The sequence below is a fragment of the Butyrivibrio sp. AE2032 genome, assembly GCF_000702965.1.
The window spans coordinates 1,056,673-1,076,690 of the sequence record NZ_JNLF01000003.1 but is presented as its reverse complement, the minus strand read 5'-3'; the positions used below and the strand labels follow the sequence as shown (position 1 = coordinate 1,076,690).

Sequence of the window (20,018 nt, the reverse complement as noted above, 5' to 3'; positions counted from 1 at the left end):
ACATGAATAAATCTATTAAGAAAATTATTTCTATGGCTCTTTTGGCGATGCTGGTGCTTGGCACATCGGCCTGTGGGAGTGGGGCCAGCAAGGAGTTTTCTCCAAAATACAAAGCGGATACCGAGTATAAGCTGTCAGTGGTGGGCACCTATTCTAATTTTGAGTCTCTGGAAAGCGCCTTTGAGAGATTTTATGTACATTATCCCAATGGTGAGATTGAGTACACCTACCTTGATGATTACAGAAATACCATAGTCCCTGCTCTGGCTGGTCAGGAGCCACCGGATATTTACGTTGTTCAGCCCTGGATGTCAGGAAATGAGCAGTTTGATCCTCTGTTTGAGGGGGCTGAGGTTTTATCTGATCCAAGCCTTAAGATCAACCTGGATTGCATCCGTCCCGGCCTTAAATGGGAAATGGATAACGGCGAGATACTGACTCTGCCTGTATTTGCTACTTCCTATGGAATGCTGGTAAATATGGATATCTTTGAAAAAGAGGGACTTAAGGTACCAACAAACTTTGGCGAATTGAAAGAAACCTGTGAAAAGCTAAAGGCAGCAGGCTACGAATCTCCTGTTATGGGAAGTAATACCACAACCACTCCGGGAATCGGCTACGTCTTTGCTTATCCAATGCTGGCAAAAGCTGTAAAGAATGACAGAAGCATAGAGAATGATCTGAATAACCTTGTGCCTTCTGCAGGGGAAGTAATGAGAGCGCCACTTACCAGATTAAAAGAACTTGTGGATAGTGGTTGCATAGATATCGACAAGTGTACAGCTGAAATCGAAAATGATTATGATGCTGTTATACTGAGATTCTTTGAAGGGGATGTGCCTATGATGCTCTGCTCCGGCGACGTTGTTTCCGGAACCAAAAAGCGCGAGAGTAAGTCAGAAGCCTTCACAGAAAATCCTTTCAAGTATGACTTCTTTGTTGCTCCATCCGGAGATGATGGCGGATATTATATGGATGCCATGTCAATTCTGTTTTCTGTAAATAAGAACAGTGCAAATCTTGATATGGCCAATGAGTTCATAAGGTTCCTCACCAGTGAGGAAGAGCTTGGACTTATGGCAGAAAAGAAAAGGCTCATAACTCCTACCAAGGACTACTCCCTGGATCAGGTATACGCTTCACTTTCAGGATTCCCTGAGGATAGGACCGTCAATTTCAGAGATACGGAAATTCTGGATCCTGCGGTAAAAGAGTTCAGGGCAGCAGCCGATGCTGTAATAAACGGAAAAATGACTGTGGATGAAGCGGTAGCAAACTACGGAAAATTTACAGCTAAATGAGAGCAGTTAATCAGAGACTTTCAAGTATCTGGGATGCCAGTTCCTTTGCCTCGTCATAGTCAAGATTAGAAACATGGTTTTCCAGAGCTTCCAGTTTGCCGGAAAGGTCATCTCTACAGCTGTAGGAGCACAGTTTTTTAGTGGCCTCCTCGGCAGTGCCAAGATCAAAGTCATCTATTGCTTCAATGAGCTCTTTTAAGATGGCTGAAACGGCATCTTTGTCAAAAGCATTTACTGGTACGACTTTTTTAGTGGCGAAGGGCTCAAGATAAGGCTTAAGCGATCTGAAAGCATTTAAAATGTCTGGAGTAAGTTTTTCGGCTTGCTCCAGATTGTTTTCTTTTCCAAGCATTTCCAGGGAAAAGAAATCCTCACCAAGATCTATTGCTCCGATCATTCGGCAGGTGGTCTTAAGGGCGTGAACCTGAGTGGTGTAATTTTTCAGATCCTTGGCTCCCAGGTAGGTTTCTATAAGATCACTCTTTTCATCTATGATCTTGTAAACATCGCCAAAAAGCTCTGTCAAAAGTTCCTCTGAACCAGAGTTTTTAATGCCTTTTTCTATATCGATACCGGGGATACTAATGTTCATAGAAAGGTCCTCCATGGCTTTTTGAATCAACACACTTTGAGTATACTACTATTATAAATCAGGGATGATTGGTGTGGGGTTTTTATAAATGAAAACTATTGATCAGTATTCTTCCTGTACGCTTTGCCCCAGGAACTGCCGGGTAGACAGGAGGATTTCAACAGGATATTGCAGGGAAAAGAGCTCTCTCCAGGTTGCAAGAGCATCCCTTCACATGTGGGAAGAACCCTGTATTTCAGGAACAAACGGCTCCGGAACGGTGTTCTTTTCGGGCTGTAACATGGGATGTATATTCTGCCAGAACAGGAAGATCAGCCGGGGCGAAGTGGGGGAGCAGATAACTACTAAGCGCCTGGTGGAGATCTTTTTTGAGCTGGAGGATAAAGGAGCCAATAACATAAATCTTGTGACCGGGGATATGTTCATCCCCACCATCGCAGAAGCAATTGAGAAGGCGAGACAGCAGGGAATTAAGGTGCCATTTCTTTTCAACACATCATCTTATCTGAATCCGGACAGCGTTAAGATGCTGGAGGGGCTGATCGACATATATCTTCCGGATTTTAAGTACATCAGAGATGAGGATGCCATAAAGTACAGCAACGCACCGGGGTACGTTGGGGCAGCAAAGGCCTCCATAGAGGAGATGGTAAGTCAGTGCCCTGAGTGCAAGTTCGAGCCAGAGGTGGCTAGGAATATCCGTGAGGATGCAATAATGGGAGACGAGACAGGTGACACTGCAGCTAAAGCTCCGAAAAGTGCCTATGAACCAGGTCAGTTGCTGATCCGAAGGGGCGTCATCGTCCGGCACCTTCTAATGCCGGGAATGCTGATACAGGCCAAGATGATAGTGAAGTATCTCTATGAGAAATATGGGGACTCCATTTATATAAGCCTCATGAACCAGTTCACTCCAAACGGGGAACTGGCGGAACATCCGGAAATAAACAGGAAGGTCACCGAGTCAGAATATAAGAGCCTTGTGGACTACGCAGCAGGACTTGGCGTTACTAATGGTTATGTTCAGGAAGGAGATACTGCTAAAGAGAGCTTTATCCCTGAGTTTGACTGCACGGGAGTGTAAAGATTTTGTGGCAAGATTTTAGGTAAAAGAACCTGTGAATTATGGTACAATTAAGCTCTAAGGGAGCTTTAAAAAAGACAGATTTTTAATCGTTGTCAGAGCGTAAAAATAAATAGAACGGAGGCATATTTATGGATTATCAGGCAAGATACGAGGAGTGGCTTTCAAAGCTGGAAGATGGGGATCCATTAAAGGCTGAGCTTAATGCTATAGCTAATGATGAAAAGGATAAAGAGGAGAGATTTTATCAGGATCTTTCCTTCGGTACTGCCGGACTACGTGGAAAAGTTGGAGCCGGAACAAACCGAATGAACTTCATTACAGTAGGAAAGGCAACTCAGGGTGTCGCTGATTACATTGTGTCTAAGGGACAAAAGGCCATGGACGCAGGTGTTATCATTGCCCATGACCCAAGATATTTTTCAAAAGAATTTTCAGAGCTGGCAGCAGGCATTTTTGCAGCGAATGGCATCAAGGTTTACACCTTCCCAAGCCTTCGCCCAACACCTGAGCTGGCATTTATGATAAGGCGACTTCACACTGTTTCAGGTATCAACATCACAGCGTCTCATAACCCAAAGGATTACAATGGATACAAGGCATACTGGGATGACGGATGCCAGGTTTCTTCAGAGGTTGCTGATGGAATGACAGAGTGCATCAACGCAGTAGACCAGTGGAATGGTGTAAAGAAATCTGACTACGCAGAGGGGGTTAAGGCAGGAAAGATCATCGTTCTTGGCGAGGAATACGACAGAGAGTACCTGGATAAGGTAGAAGGCCTTGCCATTCACGAAGGTGATGAGCTTGATCTTACTATTCCTCTTGTTTACACGCCACTTAACGGATGCGGTTCAATTCCATTCAGACAGATGCTTACAGACAGAGGCTTTAGCAACTGGAAGATAGTTCCTGAGCAGGAAAATCCTGACCCTGACTTCACAACAGTAGGATATCCTAACCCGGAGGATCCAAAGGCCTTTGCTCTTTCTGAGAAGTACGGAAGGGAGTTTGGCGCAGAGCTTCTTATGGCTACAGACCCTGACTCAGATAGATTTGCAATTGAGATAAGAGATGACAACGGCAACTACATTCCTCTTAACGGAAACCAGACAGGATACCTTCTTGTAAACTACGTGCTGGAGGGACACAAGACCGCTGGAACTCTTCCTGCAAAGGGAGCTATGGTTAAGTCCATTGTTACCTCAACTCTTTCAACAATAATTGCCAAGGCATACGGCGTAGAGATGTTCGAGACTCTTACAGGCTTTAAGAACATCTGCGGAAAGATTCCTTACCTTCATGAGAATGACTACACCTACCTCTTTGGATATGAGGAGTCAGTTGGTTACGCAGCCTGCGAGGACATACGTGACAAGGACGGAATCTCGGCAGGAATGCTTGTTGCAGAGGCAGCAGCTTACTACCGCAAACAGGGAAAGACTCTTTGGGATGTGCTCAATGAGATCTATGCAAAGTACGGCTTCTTTGCTGAGGATGAACCAAACATTGTCCTTGAGGGAATTGCCGGAGCACAGCGTATCCAGCGCATGATGAAATACTTCAGAGAGAATCTTCCAACAGAAGTTGCCGGTGCCAAGGTAGAAAAAGTTATCGACTATATCAACGGCTACGAGGATATTCCACCACAGAACGCTTTAAGGCTCTTCCTTGATAACGGCTCCTGGTTCGCTATCAGACCAAGCGGAACTGAGCCAAAGATCAAGTTCTACTTCTACTCAAACCAGAAGTCCAGAGAAGACGCCCTTAAGGTAAACGCAGATATCAAGGGAGCAATTCTTGGCCTGATCAACTCTGTAGAGTAACAGGGCACAGCCCGGGGAAAAGAACTATTAATGAACGGAAGGGGAATAAAAGAATGAGCGATCATACACACGAACATACACATACCTATACACATGAGCACCCCCATGGCCATGACGGTCAGGAGCATTCTCATGAGCACACCCACACCTATACTCATTCCCATGAGCATTCTCATGATGGAAACGAGAGCCATGAGCACACTCATAACCACGAGGTAGAGAATCACGATCATGAGTATGCACATCAGCATGGAAGTCACCATCATCATGATGAGCCAATTCCTGAATCCAAGGACAGAATGGTAGCCCTCCTTGACTACAACTGCCAGCACAACGAGAGCCATGCATCAGAACTGAAGCGGCTTGCTGAGAAACTGAAAGACCAGGGATACGAAGCTGAAGCTGCCAAGGTTTCAGAGGCCTGCGACGCCTTTGAAAAAGGAAATGCAGCCCTCAGAGAAGCCCTGGATCTGCTTAAGAAAGCGTAAAACAGGTTGTAATAATTTAGCGGAAACGGAGGACAGAATATGTGCCTTTCAACAGCATTTAGGGATTCGAAACCAGACGAGGTTTTGATGGAAGATGTCAGTAAGATTGATATCGATGGAGAAAACGTAACCCTCACAGATCTTATGGGTGAAAAAAAGACCTTCAAAGGTCGCCTTACCTTTGCCGATTTAACCGGTGCTGTGATCAGGATAGATTGTTGATATCAATAAAACAAAGAATGCCGTGCACCATAGGGAGCACGGCATTTTTCGGCTTTACTCAACCGACTCTTTCATAGAGTACGGCATCGCTGTTGCGTCAGGGCGCTTCATGTTATCAAATCTCTTGATCATGAGAGGCTCCCAAATGTAATACATAAACTTGCCATCCAGATCGTAGTAGAACACTGCGAAAAGTATTCCGTAGACCAAAGCAGCAATCTTTAATATTTTGAATAAGAATCTGAATAATGTTTTCATGATCGTCTCCCCTTTAATTACCAGCTTCCACTGTCATCGAAATCAAGCAGTGTAGGATCAAGCGGCTCTTCGCGCATTACAGTGGTCATATAATCATTAATGATATCACGGATCTCTGCGCGGGAAACAGTTCTCTTGTCAGGAAGTGCATGTGGAACCCAGATTGCGTGGATGTTACGCTTTCTGAACTCATCCTCAAATACTCCGTGGATACCCTGCATTCCCTTACACTGAAGCTGATCATACATGATGACCATGTCACAGTTAAATCTTTCCATATAATCAAACAGAGAAAGAATATGCTCGTGACCACCAACAGCCATTGCACGCATGGGAGCTTTTTCATTGAACCAGGAAAGATCCTCAAGGGCATGCTCATAAGTGTCGGTTCTGAGGTACTGGTCAAACATAAGTGAATCCATGTTGATGACACAGTTGATACCCCAGCAGTTGTATGCCCATGTGCACCAGTGTGAGTAATAAAGTGGAGCGCAGCTCCATGCAATTGCACGGTGTCTTGTCTTTGGGAAGGTCTCGATCTTGTTCTTTACGCACTTGTCCATGATGCGCTTAACATGTGCATCCATGTCGTGCCAGATCTGTCTGTCGCCATCCTGTGAATAGTAGATTCTGTAAAGAGCCTGAGCAACACCGGTGATAGGATAGTAAGGAGTGTTGGCTGCAACATCCCATTTCTCCCACTCAAATTCAGTGAGCTTGTTGAAGTTCTTTGCGTGCTCAACATACAGATCCCAGTTCATCTTGATGCCGAAGTTCTCTTCAACAAACTTCCATGCGCCCTCAATCTCTTTCTGGCAGTGCTTCTGAACCAGAGGATCGTCATAGCGCATAGGCTGTGGCATAGCGTAGAGAGGACGGTTCAGGAACCAGTCCTGAAGAACTGAAGTAGCAACGGAACCGTCGCAGGCTTCGTTGGTTGTCAGCATTACAGGGCTGTAATCAGGGTAGTCATCCTGAACGAACAGTCCGTACTCAGCCTGACACATAGGACATGGATCTGATGGAAGTCCAATGGACTGAGCTGCGTCGATATAGTTAAGAACTGTATGGTTGTTTACATGAACTGAAACGAAGTAAGGGATCATCTCAAGAGCTACGTCATCAAGCTGATCTCTCCAGCCGTAAAAGATATTTCCGCTAAGGGTCTCGTTATGGGCAATGGTCTTTTTCCATAGCTCGTTTTCTTCTCCGCCGTGGAGCTTCTTGTCAGCCTCAAACATTCTCATGAACTGTCTGATGGTCTCGCTTACCATTCCGCGATAGTGCCAGGCGGAAGCCTTCATTGCCTCACCTCTGGCGCCTTCAAGACCTCTGTCAAACCAATGCATAACAGTAAGATAGGTCTGGCCCATCCAGCGATATCTCATGGTACCTTTGGCGAATTCTACGATACCCTGAGGTCCGCCGCCATATTCCATGATATCGGTAACCATGTGAGCATAGTTGTAAAGCCAGATCATGTTGAAGTAATACATGGTATCCTTAAAGCCACGCCACTCACGGTGCTTGTAAAGGCCTGTGTTTCCAACATAGAGATCACCAAGACGCCTCTCTTCGTGGGGCTTTCCATACCAGAAATCCCTGGCCATCTTCTTGATGTCCTTTGGCTGGTTCTTTTCTTCGGGGCTCTTTTCTACTACGAAGAGCTCGCGATATTTAGCTTTTATGTCTTTTAATCCAAATGCCACTTATGTTAGCCCTCCTTATGTAGATTTTTAAGCTCAATACTTTCAACAAATGCCTGGAAACGGGTCCTTAACTGGCCCACGGCATTGTTGACATATTCTCTCTCAATGGAGCATACAGGATATCCAAAGTCTCTTGGGATAACAAGAGTATCGATGGTTCTTTCATAGCTCCAGTACTCGCAAAACTTCATCTGGGTGATGATGATGGCGTCAGCCTTATATTCCTTTGCCACATCAGCCAGGAACTGCTTTCTTTCACGCATTACATGCTGATCCATGAAACGAGGACACTGGCTGCTCTCAAGGTAATGACGGGCGATAGCGTAAAGAGGAGTCTCACCCTCTTTTACCACAATCTCTTCACGACCCGGAAGTGAGCCATAGCAGTGTCTGTCTGCAACGACCAAAGCTCCGCACTCCTCGATAAGCTTAACAAAGTCAGGATCGTCCATCTCGGAACCGGAAAGAACTACTTTGCATCTGTAGGTCTTCTTGGCGTCGGGAGTTCTGGTCTTAAGCTGCTCTGCAATATCTCTAAGCTTATCGATGATAAGATACTTTGGACATACCAGTGTGGCAAGCTGAATGACAGAGAATTCCCATCCTGTGATGGTTGGCTCATCAAGCTTACGATAGCTGCCTATCTCGCTTATGAGGCGACAGATTTCGTTGTGCTCCTCAATAGCCTTAAGAAGAGCTTCGTCACTTGTGTCGATATCGAAATGCTCCTTAAGCTTGTCAAGGACATGGAACTGTAACTGGCCCATGTAGTGTTCTATTGAATTTTCATTTTTCTTGAATGGAACATCCGTGAATTCACAGAAGAAGTCAGGATTCTTGATGATGTCCATCAGCTGAAGGTGTTCCTGGAATCTGCAGGTTACAGTGCAGGTCTCAGTAGCCATCTGGGCATCGAGGAAATTGAACCCTCCCTCCAGGGCCCTCTCCAAAAGACAACGACCATACATACAGGTGCGGTTAGACATATAGTAGGTTGCCATGTCAGGCGATCCACTACGGGGTGCACGAAGACGTACGGAAAAACAACCCGGCAGGTCTAAAAGCACCTCAGGCATGAAGTAACAAGTGTAGCCCAAGGCGCGTTTGCCGTCGGCTTTTGCCTGACGAACCAGCGGATTATTTGCTTCCTGTAAAAGGTCTTCGAGCTCAAAAATGTGCACGAGATCTTTCATATTTAGCTCTATCTCCCCTCAAAAAGAATAAAAAAAGAAAAATACCATTGGCATTTTGCTAAAAAAATAACAATTTTTTATGAGGATATAATATCACATATTCACAAAATTTGAAAGATTGAAGCAATATACTTGTTAAAACTGCCCAAATAAATATAATTAAATATAGGGAATTATTTTAGTTTTAGGGGGAGATATGGCAAATAATACTGTGGTCATCGCACTTGCGGGAAAAGGTGGCGTTGGAAAGACGTCTCTTTCTGCTGCCATCGTGCGACTCCTTACTGAAAAGAGACCTGACGCCAAGATCCTGGCTATTGATGCGGATCCGGCGGTAGGTCTTTCTGTCGCCTTAGGGGTAGAAGTTAAGGAAACCCTTGACCAGATCAGGAAGAGAGTAGCAGAGGATGTTACCGGGAAATTAAAAGACACCCAGGACATCCTGGCAGAAGCCAAGTTCAGGCTGTATGATGCCATGGCGGAGCAGAAGGGTTTTGCCTTCCTTGCCATTGGAAGACCGGAAGCAGCCGGATGCTATTGTGCGATCAACACTTATCTTAAGAAAGTAATAGAGATGCTGGTGGACGACTTTGACTATGTTGTCATCGACGGTGAGGCCGGCATAGAACAGATAAACAGAAGAGTTCTCGAAAAGGTCACCCATCTGATCTGCGTATCAGATCAGAGCCAGAAGGGACTAAAGATCATCGAGACAATAAGGGAAGTTGCTGACGAGCTTGTAATGTATGACGATATTGGACTTATTGTCAACAGGGCTCCTCTACCGGAACGTATCACGGAGAAGGAGATTGGAGGAGTAAGGATAGTATCTGTTATTCCCCAGGACAATGCCATGACCGAGAACGACATTGAGGGACGAAGCGTATTTGAGCTTCCCAATGATACAGGAATATTAAAGGGCGTAGATGAGGCCCTTCAAAATCTAAATATTTATAAACAGGCATAGAAAGGAGGTAGCCGTGCAGGATTTAAAACATTTGATCAAGTTTGAAAGTCTTTTGGATGATGCAGCCAATGATCTTGTGAAGGAAGCCCAGGCAGAAGGAAAGTATGCCATCGGATACACCTGCTATCACATGCCGGAGGTTCTACTTAATGTAGATAACTGTTTTTCAACCCGTATGAGAGCACCACGTACAGGTTCCATAGACATTTCAACCTATTACATGTCCAACTACACCTGCGAGTTTGCGAGAGCTCTTTTAGAGAGAGGTATTGAGGGAGGATATGAGTACCTTGATGCTATTGCAGGAGTAGATGCCTGCTCAGCCATGAACAGATGCTATGAGCACCTTGAGGTTCTGGACTGTAATCACAAACCACATTTCTTTGTAACTCACACCGATGTTCCTTACAAGGTTGAGAGCTACAATGTGGACCAGGTTGCAGCACAGATGAGACTCAGAGTTCTGGATGTCATGCACGAGAAGCTTGGCACCGATGTATCAGATGAGGCTATCAGAAAGGCTGTAGAGGAGCACAACAAGCTCTGCAGAGTCATCACAGAGATAGGAAACTTCAGGAAGCTGGAGAATCCACCAATAACAGGATATGAGTTTCATGTTATCTGTCTCGTAAGCTACTGTTGTCCTACTGCTAAGATCCTTCCACTGTTGGAGGAGACTCTTGAGGAGATCAAGAAGAGAAAACCCGATCCAAAGCCCTGGTACAGAGCAAGAGTTGCCATCGTTGGATCTGAGGTGGATGACCTGGATCTTACAAGGCTTCTTGAGGAGGCCGGAGCCATGGTAGTAGCTGACAGATACTGCTACGGTTCTTTCCCGGGAAGAGAAGAGATCATACTAAATGATGAAGAAGATGTGGTCAAGCAGATCGCAAGGCATTACATGATGACCAGCGAGTGCCCAAGATACATGGCCGAGGAAAAGATACAGCAGAGGCGTGACACAGCAGACCGACTTGCTAAAGAGTATGGCGCAGATGGAATAGTCTACGAGCAGATGAAGTACTGTGACTTCTGGGCATTTGAAAGACCACTGGCAAGCCACATCCTCACTGAGGAGTATGGATGGCCAACCCTTTCCATCGACCGTTCCTACAACGTTCATAATTCAGGACAGCTCAGAACCCGTTTCCAGGCGTTTGTCGAGGCTCTTGAGATCAAGCGCATCAGGGGTAAAAAAGCGGAGAAGCAGGAGGTACCTGTATGAAATATATTGATCCCAAGTTCTTTCGAATGAAAGATCATATCGACTGGAAAGCTCAGGCTGACAATATGAAAGAGATCGCCGGAATTGTTGGCGAACTCATTAAGGAGACGGACTGGAAGGATGTTGCCAAGGCAGCCGGAAAGGATGCCCAGGGCTTAAAGAAACGTGTCCTTCACGAGGCAGATCTCCTGAAAAACATGTCACCTGAAGAAGTTAAGGATCTGGTGCTAAATGGTGAAAAACAGCTTGGTAAGCTCTACGCCAATGGCAAGATGGCCACAGTAAGGCGTGAGTGGAGAGGTGTTAAGGATACCGGAGCGGACTTCTACGAGTGGGGAAGAATGTGGGCAATGCTTCTTGCCACCTTCTCAAAGGATCTGGTTCCTGCCATGATGGGGGCAGTTCATTACAGATGGATGATTTCCTACTTTTGCTGTCACTCCTTTATGGATAAGAACACCTTAGGTCTTCGCGGAAGAGCCCTTAAGATGCACCATGAGCTGATATATGCTATTTTCAGATATGTTGCTGAGAATCTGGTTCTTCTTATGAAGGCAGATCAGAAGGTTGGTAACAGCACGGATCTTTCCAAGAAGATAGTTCTTTTCGATGAGATGACCATGTCACAGATCATGGCCGGTTTCCCGGATCTTATCGGAATTCCTTACCAGCTTATGCCGGTGTTCCTTCTTTCCGAGATCGATCAGCTGGCATGTATGCCATACATTGATGCGATAGAGTCCTACGGACTTCCATCAGATACCTGCCCTGTTCCTTCATCTGAGTGCGGAGCTGTTGTAGCAGATGCTCTTCCACACATGGGAGCATGCTTCATTTCAAGTTCAATGCCCTGTGATGGCTCTGTAATGGCATCTTCTTATACAAGCAGAAGGTTCAAGGACCTTCCTACATATCATCTGGCATTCCCGGTAAGATATGAGGACGAATCCCTGATGGATGCAGCGGTAAAAGATATTAAGGGCTGCATCAAGTTTATCGAAGATAACACAGGAGCTAAGTGGAACTGGGATGCATACTTCTCAGCTATGAAGCGCTTCAATGAGGAGACAAAGTACGAACTCCAGAAATGGGAGATTAACCAGACTCCTACTCCACAGCTTATCGGACCTTGCTACGAGTTGTTCCGTAAGTGGAACTACGAGATGGATGGCGGTCTTGATCCAAGAATCATCTCAACCTTCAAGAAGGTCGACAAGATCATGATGAAGGCCTATGAGAACAAGGATGAGGCTTGGCGCGGAAAGATGAAGTACAGAGCTATCGTTTGGTCTATCCCGGCTCACTACTATGCGAACTTCTCCAACTGGTTTGCAAATTGCTGGGGTGTAGATATCCTGGTTGAGATGGAGTCATTGAACTTCACAAAGCCACTGGAGACAGAGGATAAGGACGAGGCTCTTAAGGATCTGGCAAGACTCTACGAGCGAATGGTTATGAGACGTCATACCAACGGTGGATATGATCACGTAGTAACAGAGCTCTGGAGACAGTGCGAGGCCTGGAACGTAGATTTCGTTCTTATGTATCAGCACGTATCCTGTAAGAACATGGCTACAGTGCAGGGACTTTTCGAGGATCAGGCAAGGGAGAGAGGCATCAAGCTTTTGTGGTGCAGCCACGATCTGATGGATCCAAGAACAGTTTCAAGAAAAGATATGAGGGCTGAGGTAAATGAATTCATGAGAACTGTAATGAAGGCAGAGCCTGTAGACCCATCACTATTAGATTTCGAAGACGATACCACCTGGTAAAGTTTTAGAGATATACAAAAAATGAATTTTGATTTTAGGAGGATTTAAAAAATGAAGTACTTTGGCGGATGTGATGTAGGATCAACCTACACTAAGGCGGTGATCGTTGACGAGAACGGAAAGATGGTTGCTGGAACTACTGTCAAGAGCAAGATCATTGCACAGGAGTCAGCTGAGATAGCAATGAAAGAGGTTATTTCCCAGGTTGAGGGACTTAACAGCTCTAAGGATCTTGAGTATCTTATCGGTACAGGTTATGGACGTAATAAGGTACCTTTTGCTGATGAGAATATTTCTGAGATTTCCTGCCACGCTATGGGCGTTCATGTAACTAATCCATCAGTTAAGGCTATCATCGATATCGGTGGACAGGACGTTAAGGGTATCTCAATTGATACTGACGGAACTGTAAAGAACTTTGCCATGAATGATAAATGTGCTGCAGGAACAGGACGTTTCTTCGAAGCTATGGCGCGTTCCTTTGAAATGAGTCTTGAACAATTCTCAAACCTTTCACTTTCAGCTAAGAACGTTATTCCTATCACAGCTCAGTGTACAGTATTTGCTGAGTCTGAGGTTATCACTCTCGTTGGTGAAGGAAAGCCTATGGATGAGATCGCAGCAGGTATCGAGATGGCTGTTGCAAAGAGATGCTTCGTAATGTCTAAGAAGGCTGGCGCTACAGATTCCATCACTCTTACAGGTGGATGTGCTAAGAATGCCGGACTTAAGGCTGCCATCGAGCAGGTACTTAAGCTTAAGGTTGTAGATCTTTCTATCGATCCTCAGCTCATGGGTGCACTTGGTGCTGCAGAGTATGCAAGACAGAAGGGCCTTGCAAAGTAATCTGACGTAATAGATGAAAGGATAAAATAAGGATGAGTAAGACGATTAAGATCATTCTCAAAATATTTAAAATCCTTACCATTGTTACAGGAATTCTTTTTGTCATTTATTTCTGGAATCTTGACCAGAAGCTTATGGCCTGGGCTTATACCCAGGTTAATAAGATATTCGACCGAAAGAAGGCCGATATCAAGTTCTGATCGAGAGGTAATAGTTTTATGAAGTTATATGACAATTTGATTGATGGAACCATGGAGGAGCTTGAAAAGCTCCAGGGCAGGAAAATCTCTTTTGATCCGGCAAGTGCCTGGGAATGCCTTGAAAATACCGAGTTCATCATGCAAAGAGATGCCGGACTTGAGCTGGGAGGCGCAGGAATGCCTTCGGTAAATTATACTTGTGTCACCACCTCCGGAAAGGTCTTGGAGGATGAGATCCTGGTTTATGGAAAAGACATAAGAGAGATAAAAGGAGATACTGCCTTTGCCAGGATAGTGATGCTGGAGACGGAGGATCTTGGAGAGGACAAGGACCAGGAGAAGGCTTTTCAGGCCATCAGAAATCTGGAGTTTGTCAGATACCATGTTTTCCCCAAGGGATATATGGTCAGGGTTTCCTCCCAGAGCAATCAGGAACAGGTTCGTATCAGCAGCGCAGCTCTCAAAGGCGGAATCGATTTTGCCAGAGTTGGAGCAGCGTATATAAAGAAATATAAAGAAGTAAGCCAGGTCAGGAAGGTAAGAGTTATCTTCATTACTGACACTGAACTGGTGAAAGTCTTAAGTCCCAATGCGGATAAGGTCGATGCCATCACAAAGACACTGACCCATATCCTGGATGGACTTCCCACAGATTGTGGTCACTGCAGCATGAAGCCTGTATGTGATGAGGTGGAGGGAATGAGAGAACTTCACCTTGGTAAAAAATAAAAGGAAAGGAAACGGCTCTAATGAAAGAGGAATATCAATCACTCTTTACCCCATGGAAAATTGGGAATCTCGAGATCAAAAACAGAATCGTGTTAGCTCCTATGGGCGGAACCTGTATCTTCGGCTGGATGGAGCCAGGCGGAAGCCATTTCGATAAAGAAGCTGCAAGGCTTCTTCTTAAGATCGCTAAGCATGATTGTGGTCTTATTATTCCCGGTATTGCGCCTGTAAAGGACATGTTGGGCGGTAAGTGGCTCTATCAGAATCCGCGCAAATTCGACGAACTTGCTGAGTTCATGGATCAGATCCATGCAACCGGCGCCAAGATGTTTGTGCAGATGACTGCAGGCTTTGGAAGAAGCTTTGCCCTCACAGCACCTCTTGCTATGCTGGCTAAGAATAAGGCCCTGAACACATTGGCAAAGCCCTATATCGACGCAGAGTATCTTACAGCTGCACCATCAGTTCTTCCTAACAGATGGGCTGATGACGTAACAACCCGTGCCATCACGGAAAAAGAGATCAAGGACATCATTTATGCATTCGGCGAGACAGCAAGACTTTGCAAAGAAGCCGGCGTTGATGGTGTTGAGGTTCACGCTGTTCATGAGGGATATCTTCTTGATCAGTTCACTCTTAAATATACCAACAAGCGTACTGATGACTATGGCGGATCCTTTGAGAACCGTTATCGTTTTGCGGTAGAGATCGTAAAAGAGATAAAGAAGACCTGTGGAGAGGACTTCCCTGTATCTCTCAGATACTCAGTAAGATCCATGACCAAGGCGTTCCAGTATGGAGCTATGCCAGGAGAGGACTTCGAAGAGATCGGAAGAGATATGGAAGAGTCTGAGAAGGCTGCTAAGTATCTTCAGGATGCAGGTTACGATATGCTCAACTGCGACAATGGAACCTATGATGCCTGGTACTGGGCTCATCCACCGCAGTACATGCCACAGAACTGCAACCTTGAGGATGTGGAACATATCAAGAAGTTCGTTGATATTCCTGTTGTCTGTGCAGGAAAGATGGAGCCGGACGTTGGAGCAAAGGCCATCAAGGATGGTGGCATAGATGCCATGGCTGTTGGAAGACAGTTCCTGGCAGATCCCAAGTGGGTATCTAAGCTTAAAAGAGATATGCCCCAGGAGATCAGACCTTGTATCTGCTGTCACTCAGCTTGCTTTAACTTAACAAAGCACAATGGAACAGCTAATGATCAGGATCTTACAGAGTCAGCCGGAATGTGCAAGTGTGCTGTTAACCCAAGAAGCATGCAGACCAAGAAGTACAAGGTTAAACCTACCAATAATCCAAAGAGAGTCGCTATCATTGGCGGCGGTATCGGAGGAATGGAGGCTGCAAGAATCCTCGCACTTCGTGGACATAAGCCTGAGATTTATGAAAAGACAAGTGAGCTGGGCGGCGTATTTATCGCAGCAGCTGCTCCTGAGTTCAAGGAGAAGGATAAGCAGCTCATTGCATGGCAGAAGTATCAGCTGAAAAAGCTGGGCGTAAAGATCCACTTCAACTATGAGGTTAGAACAGACTCCCTTCCTTCAGCAGATGAATACATCATCGCTACAGGTGCTGAGGCCAACAGGATCCCTATCCCGGGTGCAGCAGAGTATGCTATGGATGCTACAGATTACCTTCTTGGTAAGAAGAGCGTTGGAAAGGATGTAGTTATTATAGGTGGTGGACTTACAGGATGTGAGATCGCACTGGATCTTTTCAGAAAGGGTAAGAACCCTCAGATCGTAGAGATGAAGGATGACCTTATTGCTGTAAAGAACATGTGCCTTGCAAATACCAGTTACCTTCGTGACTGCTTCAAGACCAATAAAGTTCCTGTTTATCTCAACTCTGGTGTTTCCAGGATTGATGAAAAGACAGTTGAGATTACTCTCAAGGATGGAACAACAAAGGTACTTCCTGCTGATAACGTTATCATGTCAGTTGGATATCATCCGATTCCTCTTTTGCAGGAAGCTAAGAATGTTCACCTTCTTGGTGACTGTAAGAAGGTTGGTAATGTCCGTTCAGCCATCTGGGGTGCATGGGACATCGCCATGAAGATCTAAATAGCTATAGAAATAATTATCCCCGCGCAGGTTAACTTTGCGCGGGGAGTTTTTTATAATCTGTTCTTGATTCCCAGTTCCTCATGCATCTTTCGCTTCATCTCATACATGCGCTGATCTGCAAGAAGGTAAACTTCGTGGGATGGAGATCCTTCAGGACACTCGTGTCTGAAGGCAAAGCCAGTAGCTACACTTCGTTGATACTCAGAGTAGATGGCGTTCATAACATTAAGGGCACTGTTCATCCGCCCGATCATCTCTTCAACTTCGTTTTCTGTGGCTTCCTGAATGATTACCAGGAATTCGTCACCTCCAACTCTTGCACAGAATCCTTTTTCCTCAAATGAAGTGACAAGAACCTTTGAAAAGTCTTTGATGTATCTGTCGCCTGAAAGATGGCCAAATTTGTCATTTACCGTCTTTAAGCCGTTCAAGTCAACACTGACTATACAGTAGTCATTGTCCCCTTTGTTGAGATCCTCAAGGATCTTATCAGCTCTTGCTCTGTTTGGCATATTAGTAAGTCCATCTGCGTAAGCAAGGTGAGTAAGTGAAGCATATTCCTTGCGCTGAGCATAGGCCTGTGTCACATAGAGCATGTAGTTGGACAGCTGACACATTACGTAAATAAGACATCCACTATCTATGGCATTCATTGTCAAAGTATAGGAGTTAGGAATATGGAAGCCATCTAAAACATAGGCTACAAGGTGGATTATCTCAGCTACAGCAAAGGCTACCAGTCCGGCCATCTGGATCATCCCGGAAGGTGAGATATCTCTTTTGCGGATATTCCTTATAAAGAAGTATGACATAACAGCAAAACCAAAGACTGCAACAATGTGGTAAAGCGGTAGTGTCACCCTCAGGTGGATATTAAAGATATAGTGAAGTATATATTGCAAAAGAGTAACGCCTGTGCTTATGAGGCCTGCAGTTATATAGAGTCTCTTCATTTCAATCTTCTGAATAAAGTACACCATAAGATAGCAGTAGGGCACGATCAGGTACATGGTAAAGTATTCAATCTGCGTCTCAAGTCTGGTGTAAATGAAAAGAGACAGGAGATTGTAATAACTCATAAGCCAGGCAGCAAGGTTGGCACAGAATAGGGAGCCTACCATCAGACCTAATACTTCCGGTGTAGTGGGGGCATAAAACATAGTGATACACAGGAAGGCGATACCAAATATGAACAGGAACATACCTGTTGCAATTATGGCAAGGTGATCGTTGACAAGTTTACTCTCTACATCCTGCTGGCTTCCAAGAATGATAGGGCTCAGGGTGTTAAAGGCATCGTTTTCTCCCACGGTCATCTTCATGGTGAATTCTTTCCCCTGATATTCTATTGGCAGAGAGATGAAGTGATACTGCTTTCCAATGAATTTGCCTTTCTCATACATATCAAGAGCGTAGCTGAATATCTCAGTGTCATCTATGAAACACTCAAGAGTAGTATATCGGCTTCTGAAAAGAAGTGCAGGAAATGGGACACTTTCCCGGCCACTAGGGAGTGTGATTGAAAATGTAAGCTCATCACCATGGCGAAGCTTCTCTCCGTCAAGGATCTTATAAAACTCAGAGAGCTTCACATTATCAAACTGGTCGTCATTGATAGTGACCTTCCAGCCATCGTCTATAGAAATAAGCTCATAGGCTGGCTTAAAGACAAGACAGGTGGATATGAGCCAACTTACAAACATTGCGATCAATAGTGAACAGATGATGGAGATCAAACGTTTATGCTTCATGAGCGTTTACCTCCTTCATCCAATAGCTTATTAACAAGGTCATCATAAAGACGCCCCAGAGACTGCTGATGATGTTTGCCCTTCATGGTATACATGCGTTGGTCGGCCAAAAGATATACATGCTGGGCATTAGCACCAAATCTAAGATCCTTATCTTTGCTGGAGGCATAGCCCCAGGAGGCAGAGAAACGAAGCCTTGATTCAGAGGCGTTTCTGTGCTCCATAAGATCAGTGAGACAATCGATGTCCCTCTGAGTGCGCTCATCATCCACGAAAGGCAGTACTACGATAAATTCATCACCGCCCATTCGGCCTACTAGAGAAGCGTCAGTGAAGCTGTTCTTCAGCATTTGTGAAAAGCCGTTCAGGAGCTTATCGCCCTGATCATGGCCATAGTTGTCATTAGTATATTTCAGATAATCCAGATCCAGACTGATGATGGTATAATCGCCACTAAGCTCAGCCAGTACAACCTCACACCTTGATCTGTTGGACAGGTCTGTCAGGGCATCAGTGTAGGCAAGACCTTCCAGCTGGGGCTTTACTGTGGATTCGTTAATATACTCTATGCAGTGGTAGAAGTAATGCAGGAGCAGACACATGATAAATACAAGGGCTCCTATGGTGGTGAAGTTTATATGGGAATTGATCTCTCCAATCTTTGTAAACTTCATGATATTAAACTTTATGATGTCTGTGACAGCACAGAACAGGAATAATATCAGACCAAAAATAAGAGTGTTGGTGGAGGTAATGGAGAGTTTGTAGTCAAATTCATTTTTTCTGGAATCAGCTACTGTTATGAAAAGAGACGTGATAAGGAATATGCCTTCACATAGACCGATGATGTGAAGCCACGAAACAAAGTTACAGATATGTACAATGCGAGCAATATGCAAAAGGGTCGTTGAAAAAGCAAATATGATGTTTATGACAAATAACGCTATTGCTGTACGCCTGAACTTGGACTGACCTGCAAGAATGACAAATCCAAGAATAGAAGCTGGGATCATGTAAAGTGAGAAGTATTCTACAAAGGTATAGAAAGAAGGACTGTCAGAGATATACCAGAATACATCGTTGTAGCAAAGGATGTACACACCCATCATAACTGATGTAACAGCTGCAGGGAAAATGCTGAAGTCGTGGTTGTCGGCAAAGGCAAGGAACGGTGCCAGAATAAGAAGCATGAATCCAAGATGGCACAGATATACACCGATTACCATAGAAAGACGGGTGGTCTGAACCAGATTATTTTTCAGATCGTTGTAGTTGCCAAAGAAAACCGGTGAGAGGCCGGAAAATGCATTATTCTCACAGGCAGTTATCTCAATGGTGATGGTTTTTCCGGAGTAGTCCTTAGGAAGCTGAACAAAGTTAAGCATCTTAGGGAGCATCCAGTTGGTATCAGCATAGTGTTGGCCGTAGGAGTAGATTTCTTTTCCGTCTACAAAGACTTTAACAGTAGAAAGAATGGTGCGAAATCTGATGGTTGCAGGGGATAGGTCTGAAACAGGAAGAGTTCTGGAAAGGGTAATGGTTTCACCCATATTAATAATTCCAATGTTGGATTCCTTGACACTATCAAGCTTCCAGGTCTTTTCTCCATGACTAATAGTCCAGCCGTCATCCAGCTGGACTAATTCATACTGATAAGGCGTATTAAAATTTTGATTACCAAGTACCAGAAGTGATGCACCAAAGACAATCACTGCCAGTACCGACAATAAAGCTGTGCGGATCTTTACAGTTAAATTCACTGAATAAA

At 44.9% G+C, this 20,018-nt stretch carries 18 protein-coding genes; 12 read left to right on the top strand and 6 right to left on the bottom strand.

What is annotated here, in order from left to right; genetic code table 11:
- Positions 1 to 2 precede the first annotated feature (2 nt).
- Positions 3 to 1,301, top strand: coding sequence for an ABC transporter substrate-binding protein (locus BO18_RS06820; protein ID WP_034444784.1), 1,299 nt, complete (start codon positions 3 to 5; stop codon positions 1,299 to 1,301).
- A 10-nt stretch (positions 1,302 to 1,311) separates the two neighbouring features.
- Here the strand turns inward: BO18_RS06820 and BO18_RS06815 are convergent, their stop codons facing one another.
- Positions 1,312 to 1,893 (bottom strand): Hpt domain-containing protein, encoded by a 582-nt coding sequence (locus tag BO18_RS06815; RefSeq protein WP_034444782.1) that lies wholly within the window; start codon positions 1,891 to 1,893, stop codon positions 1,312 to 1,314.
- Positions 1,894 to 1,981: 88 nt separating this feature from the next.
- Between BO18_RS06815 and BO18_RS06810 the strand changes: the two genes are divergently transcribed.
- From BO18_RS06810 to BO18_RS06795, 4 genes are all read left to right on the top strand, one after another.
- A complete protein-coding gene (locus BO18_RS06810; RefSeq protein WP_034444780.1) occupies positions 1,982 to 2,977 on the top strand; it encodes a radical SAM protein in 996 nt (331 codons plus the stop codon).
- A 131-nt stretch (positions 2,978 to 3,108) separates the two neighbouring features.
- Positions 3,109 to 4,803, top strand: coding sequence for a phospho-sugar mutase (locus tag BO18_RS06805; protein ID WP_034444777.1), 1,695 nt, complete (start codon positions 3,109 to 3,111; stop codon positions 4,801 to 4,803).
- Between the two features lie 53 nt (positions 4,804 to 4,856).
- Positions 4,857 to 5,291 (top strand): hypothetical protein, encoded by a 435-nt coding sequence (locus tag BO18_RS06800; protein ID WP_034444775.1) that lies wholly within the window; start codon positions 4,857 to 4,859, stop codon positions 5,289 to 5,291.
- 39 nt (positions 5,292 to 5,330) lie between these two features.
- On the top strand, positions 5,331 to 5,513 hold the full coding sequence (locus tag BO18_RS06795; protein WP_034444773.1) for a CooT family nickel-binding protein: 183 nt from the start codon (positions 5,331 to 5,333) through the stop codon (positions 5,511 to 5,513).
- A 54-nt stretch (positions 5,514 to 5,567) separates the two neighbouring features.
- Here the strand turns inward: BO18_RS06795 and BO18_RS06790 are convergent, their stop codons facing one another.
- The 3 genes from BO18_RS06790 to BO18_RS06780 are packed head-to-tail and all read right to left on the bottom strand — an operon-like array spanning position 5,568 to position 8,673.
- On the bottom strand, positions 5,568 to 5,771 hold the full coding sequence (locus BO18_RS06790) for a hypothetical protein (protein WP_034444771.1): 204 nt from the start codon (positions 5,769 to 5,771) through the stop codon (positions 5,568 to 5,570).
- Positions 5,772 to 5,788: 17 nt separating this feature from the next.
- A complete protein-coding gene (locus tag BO18_RS06785; protein WP_034444769.1) occupies positions 5,789 to 7,480 on the bottom strand; it encodes a 2-hydroxyacyl-CoA dehydratase family protein in 1,692 nt (563 codons plus the stop codon).
- Between the two features lie 5 nt (positions 7,481 to 7,485).
- The gene (locus BO18_RS06780; protein WP_034444767.1) at positions 7,486 to 8,673 is read right to left on the bottom strand and encodes a 2-hydroxyacyl-CoA dehydratase family protein; all 1,188 of its coding nucleotides are present in this window, start codon (positions 8,671 to 8,673) and stop codon (positions 7,486 to 7,488) included.
- 196 nt (positions 8,674 to 8,869) lie between these two features.
- Between BO18_RS06780 and BO18_RS06775 the strand changes: the two genes are divergently transcribed.
- Genes BO18_RS06775 through BO18_RS06750 form a run of 7 tightly spaced genes read left to right on the top strand, consistent with a single transcriptional unit; the run spans position 8,870 to position 16,496 of the window.
- Positions 8,870 to 9,640, top strand: a complete 771-nt coding sequence (locus tag BO18_RS06775) for an ATP-binding protein (RefSeq protein ID WP_034444765.1) — start codon at positions 8,870 to 8,872, stop codon at positions 9,638 to 9,640.
- A gap of 13 nt (positions 9,641 to 9,653) precedes the next feature.
- Positions 9,654 to 10,865, top strand: a complete 1,212-nt coding sequence (locus tag BO18_RS06770; RefSeq protein WP_034444762.1) for a 2-hydroxyacyl-CoA dehydratase family protein — start codon at positions 9,654 to 9,656, stop codon at positions 10,863 to 10,865.
- Positions 10,862 to 12,637, top strand: a complete 1,776-nt coding sequence (locus BO18_RS06765; RefSeq protein WP_242856523.1) for a 2-hydroxyacyl-CoA dehydratase family protein — start codon at positions 10,862 to 10,864, stop codon at positions 12,635 to 12,637. The genes BO18_RS06770 and BO18_RS06765 overlap by 4 nt, the downstream gene beginning before the upstream one ends.
- A gap of 51 nt (positions 12,638 to 12,688) precedes the next feature.
- The gene (locus BO18_RS06760; protein WP_034444758.1) at positions 12,689 to 13,483 is read left to right on the top strand and encodes an acyl-CoA dehydratase activase; all 795 of its coding nucleotides are present in this window, start codon (positions 12,689 to 12,691) and stop codon (positions 13,481 to 13,483) included.
- Positions 13,484 to 13,515: 32 nt separating this feature from the next.
- Positions 13,516 to 13,683, top strand: coding sequence for a hypothetical protein (locus BO18_RS34805; protein ID WP_185752363.1), 168 nt, complete (start codon positions 13,516 to 13,518; stop codon positions 13,681 to 13,683).
- Between the two features lie 18 nt (positions 13,684 to 13,701).
- Positions 13,702 to 14,412, top strand: coding sequence for a hypothetical protein (locus BO18_RS06755; RefSeq protein ID WP_034444755.1), 711 nt, complete (start codon positions 13,702 to 13,704; stop codon positions 14,410 to 14,412).
- 20 nt (positions 14,413 to 14,432) lie between these two features.
- A complete protein-coding gene (locus BO18_RS06750) occupies positions 14,433 to 16,496 on the top strand; it encodes an oxidoreductase (RefSeq protein ID WP_034444754.1) in 2,064 nt (687 codons plus the stop codon).
- Between the two features lie 53 nt (positions 16,497 to 16,549).
- On the opposite strand, the gene BO18_RS06745 is transcribed toward BO18_RS06750, so the two are convergent.
- Both BO18_RS06745 and BO18_RS06740 read right to left on the bottom strand, forming a co-directional pair.
- Positions 16,550 to 18,250 carry a GGDEF domain-containing protein gene (locus BO18_RS06745; protein ID WP_034444752.1) on the bottom strand — a complete coding sequence of 567 codons (1,701 nt, stop codon included), beginning with the start codon at positions 18,248 to 18,250 and terminating at the stop codon, positions 16,550 to 16,552.
- Complete coding sequence (locus BO18_RS06740; protein WP_034444750.1) at positions 18,247 to 20,010, bottom strand: GGDEF domain-containing protein; 1,764 nt, start codon at positions 20,008 to 20,010, stop codon at positions 18,247 to 18,249. Before BO18_RS06740 ends, BO18_RS06745 begins: the two co-directional genes overlap by 4 nt.
- Positions 20,011 to 20,018 lie beyond the last annotated feature (8 nt).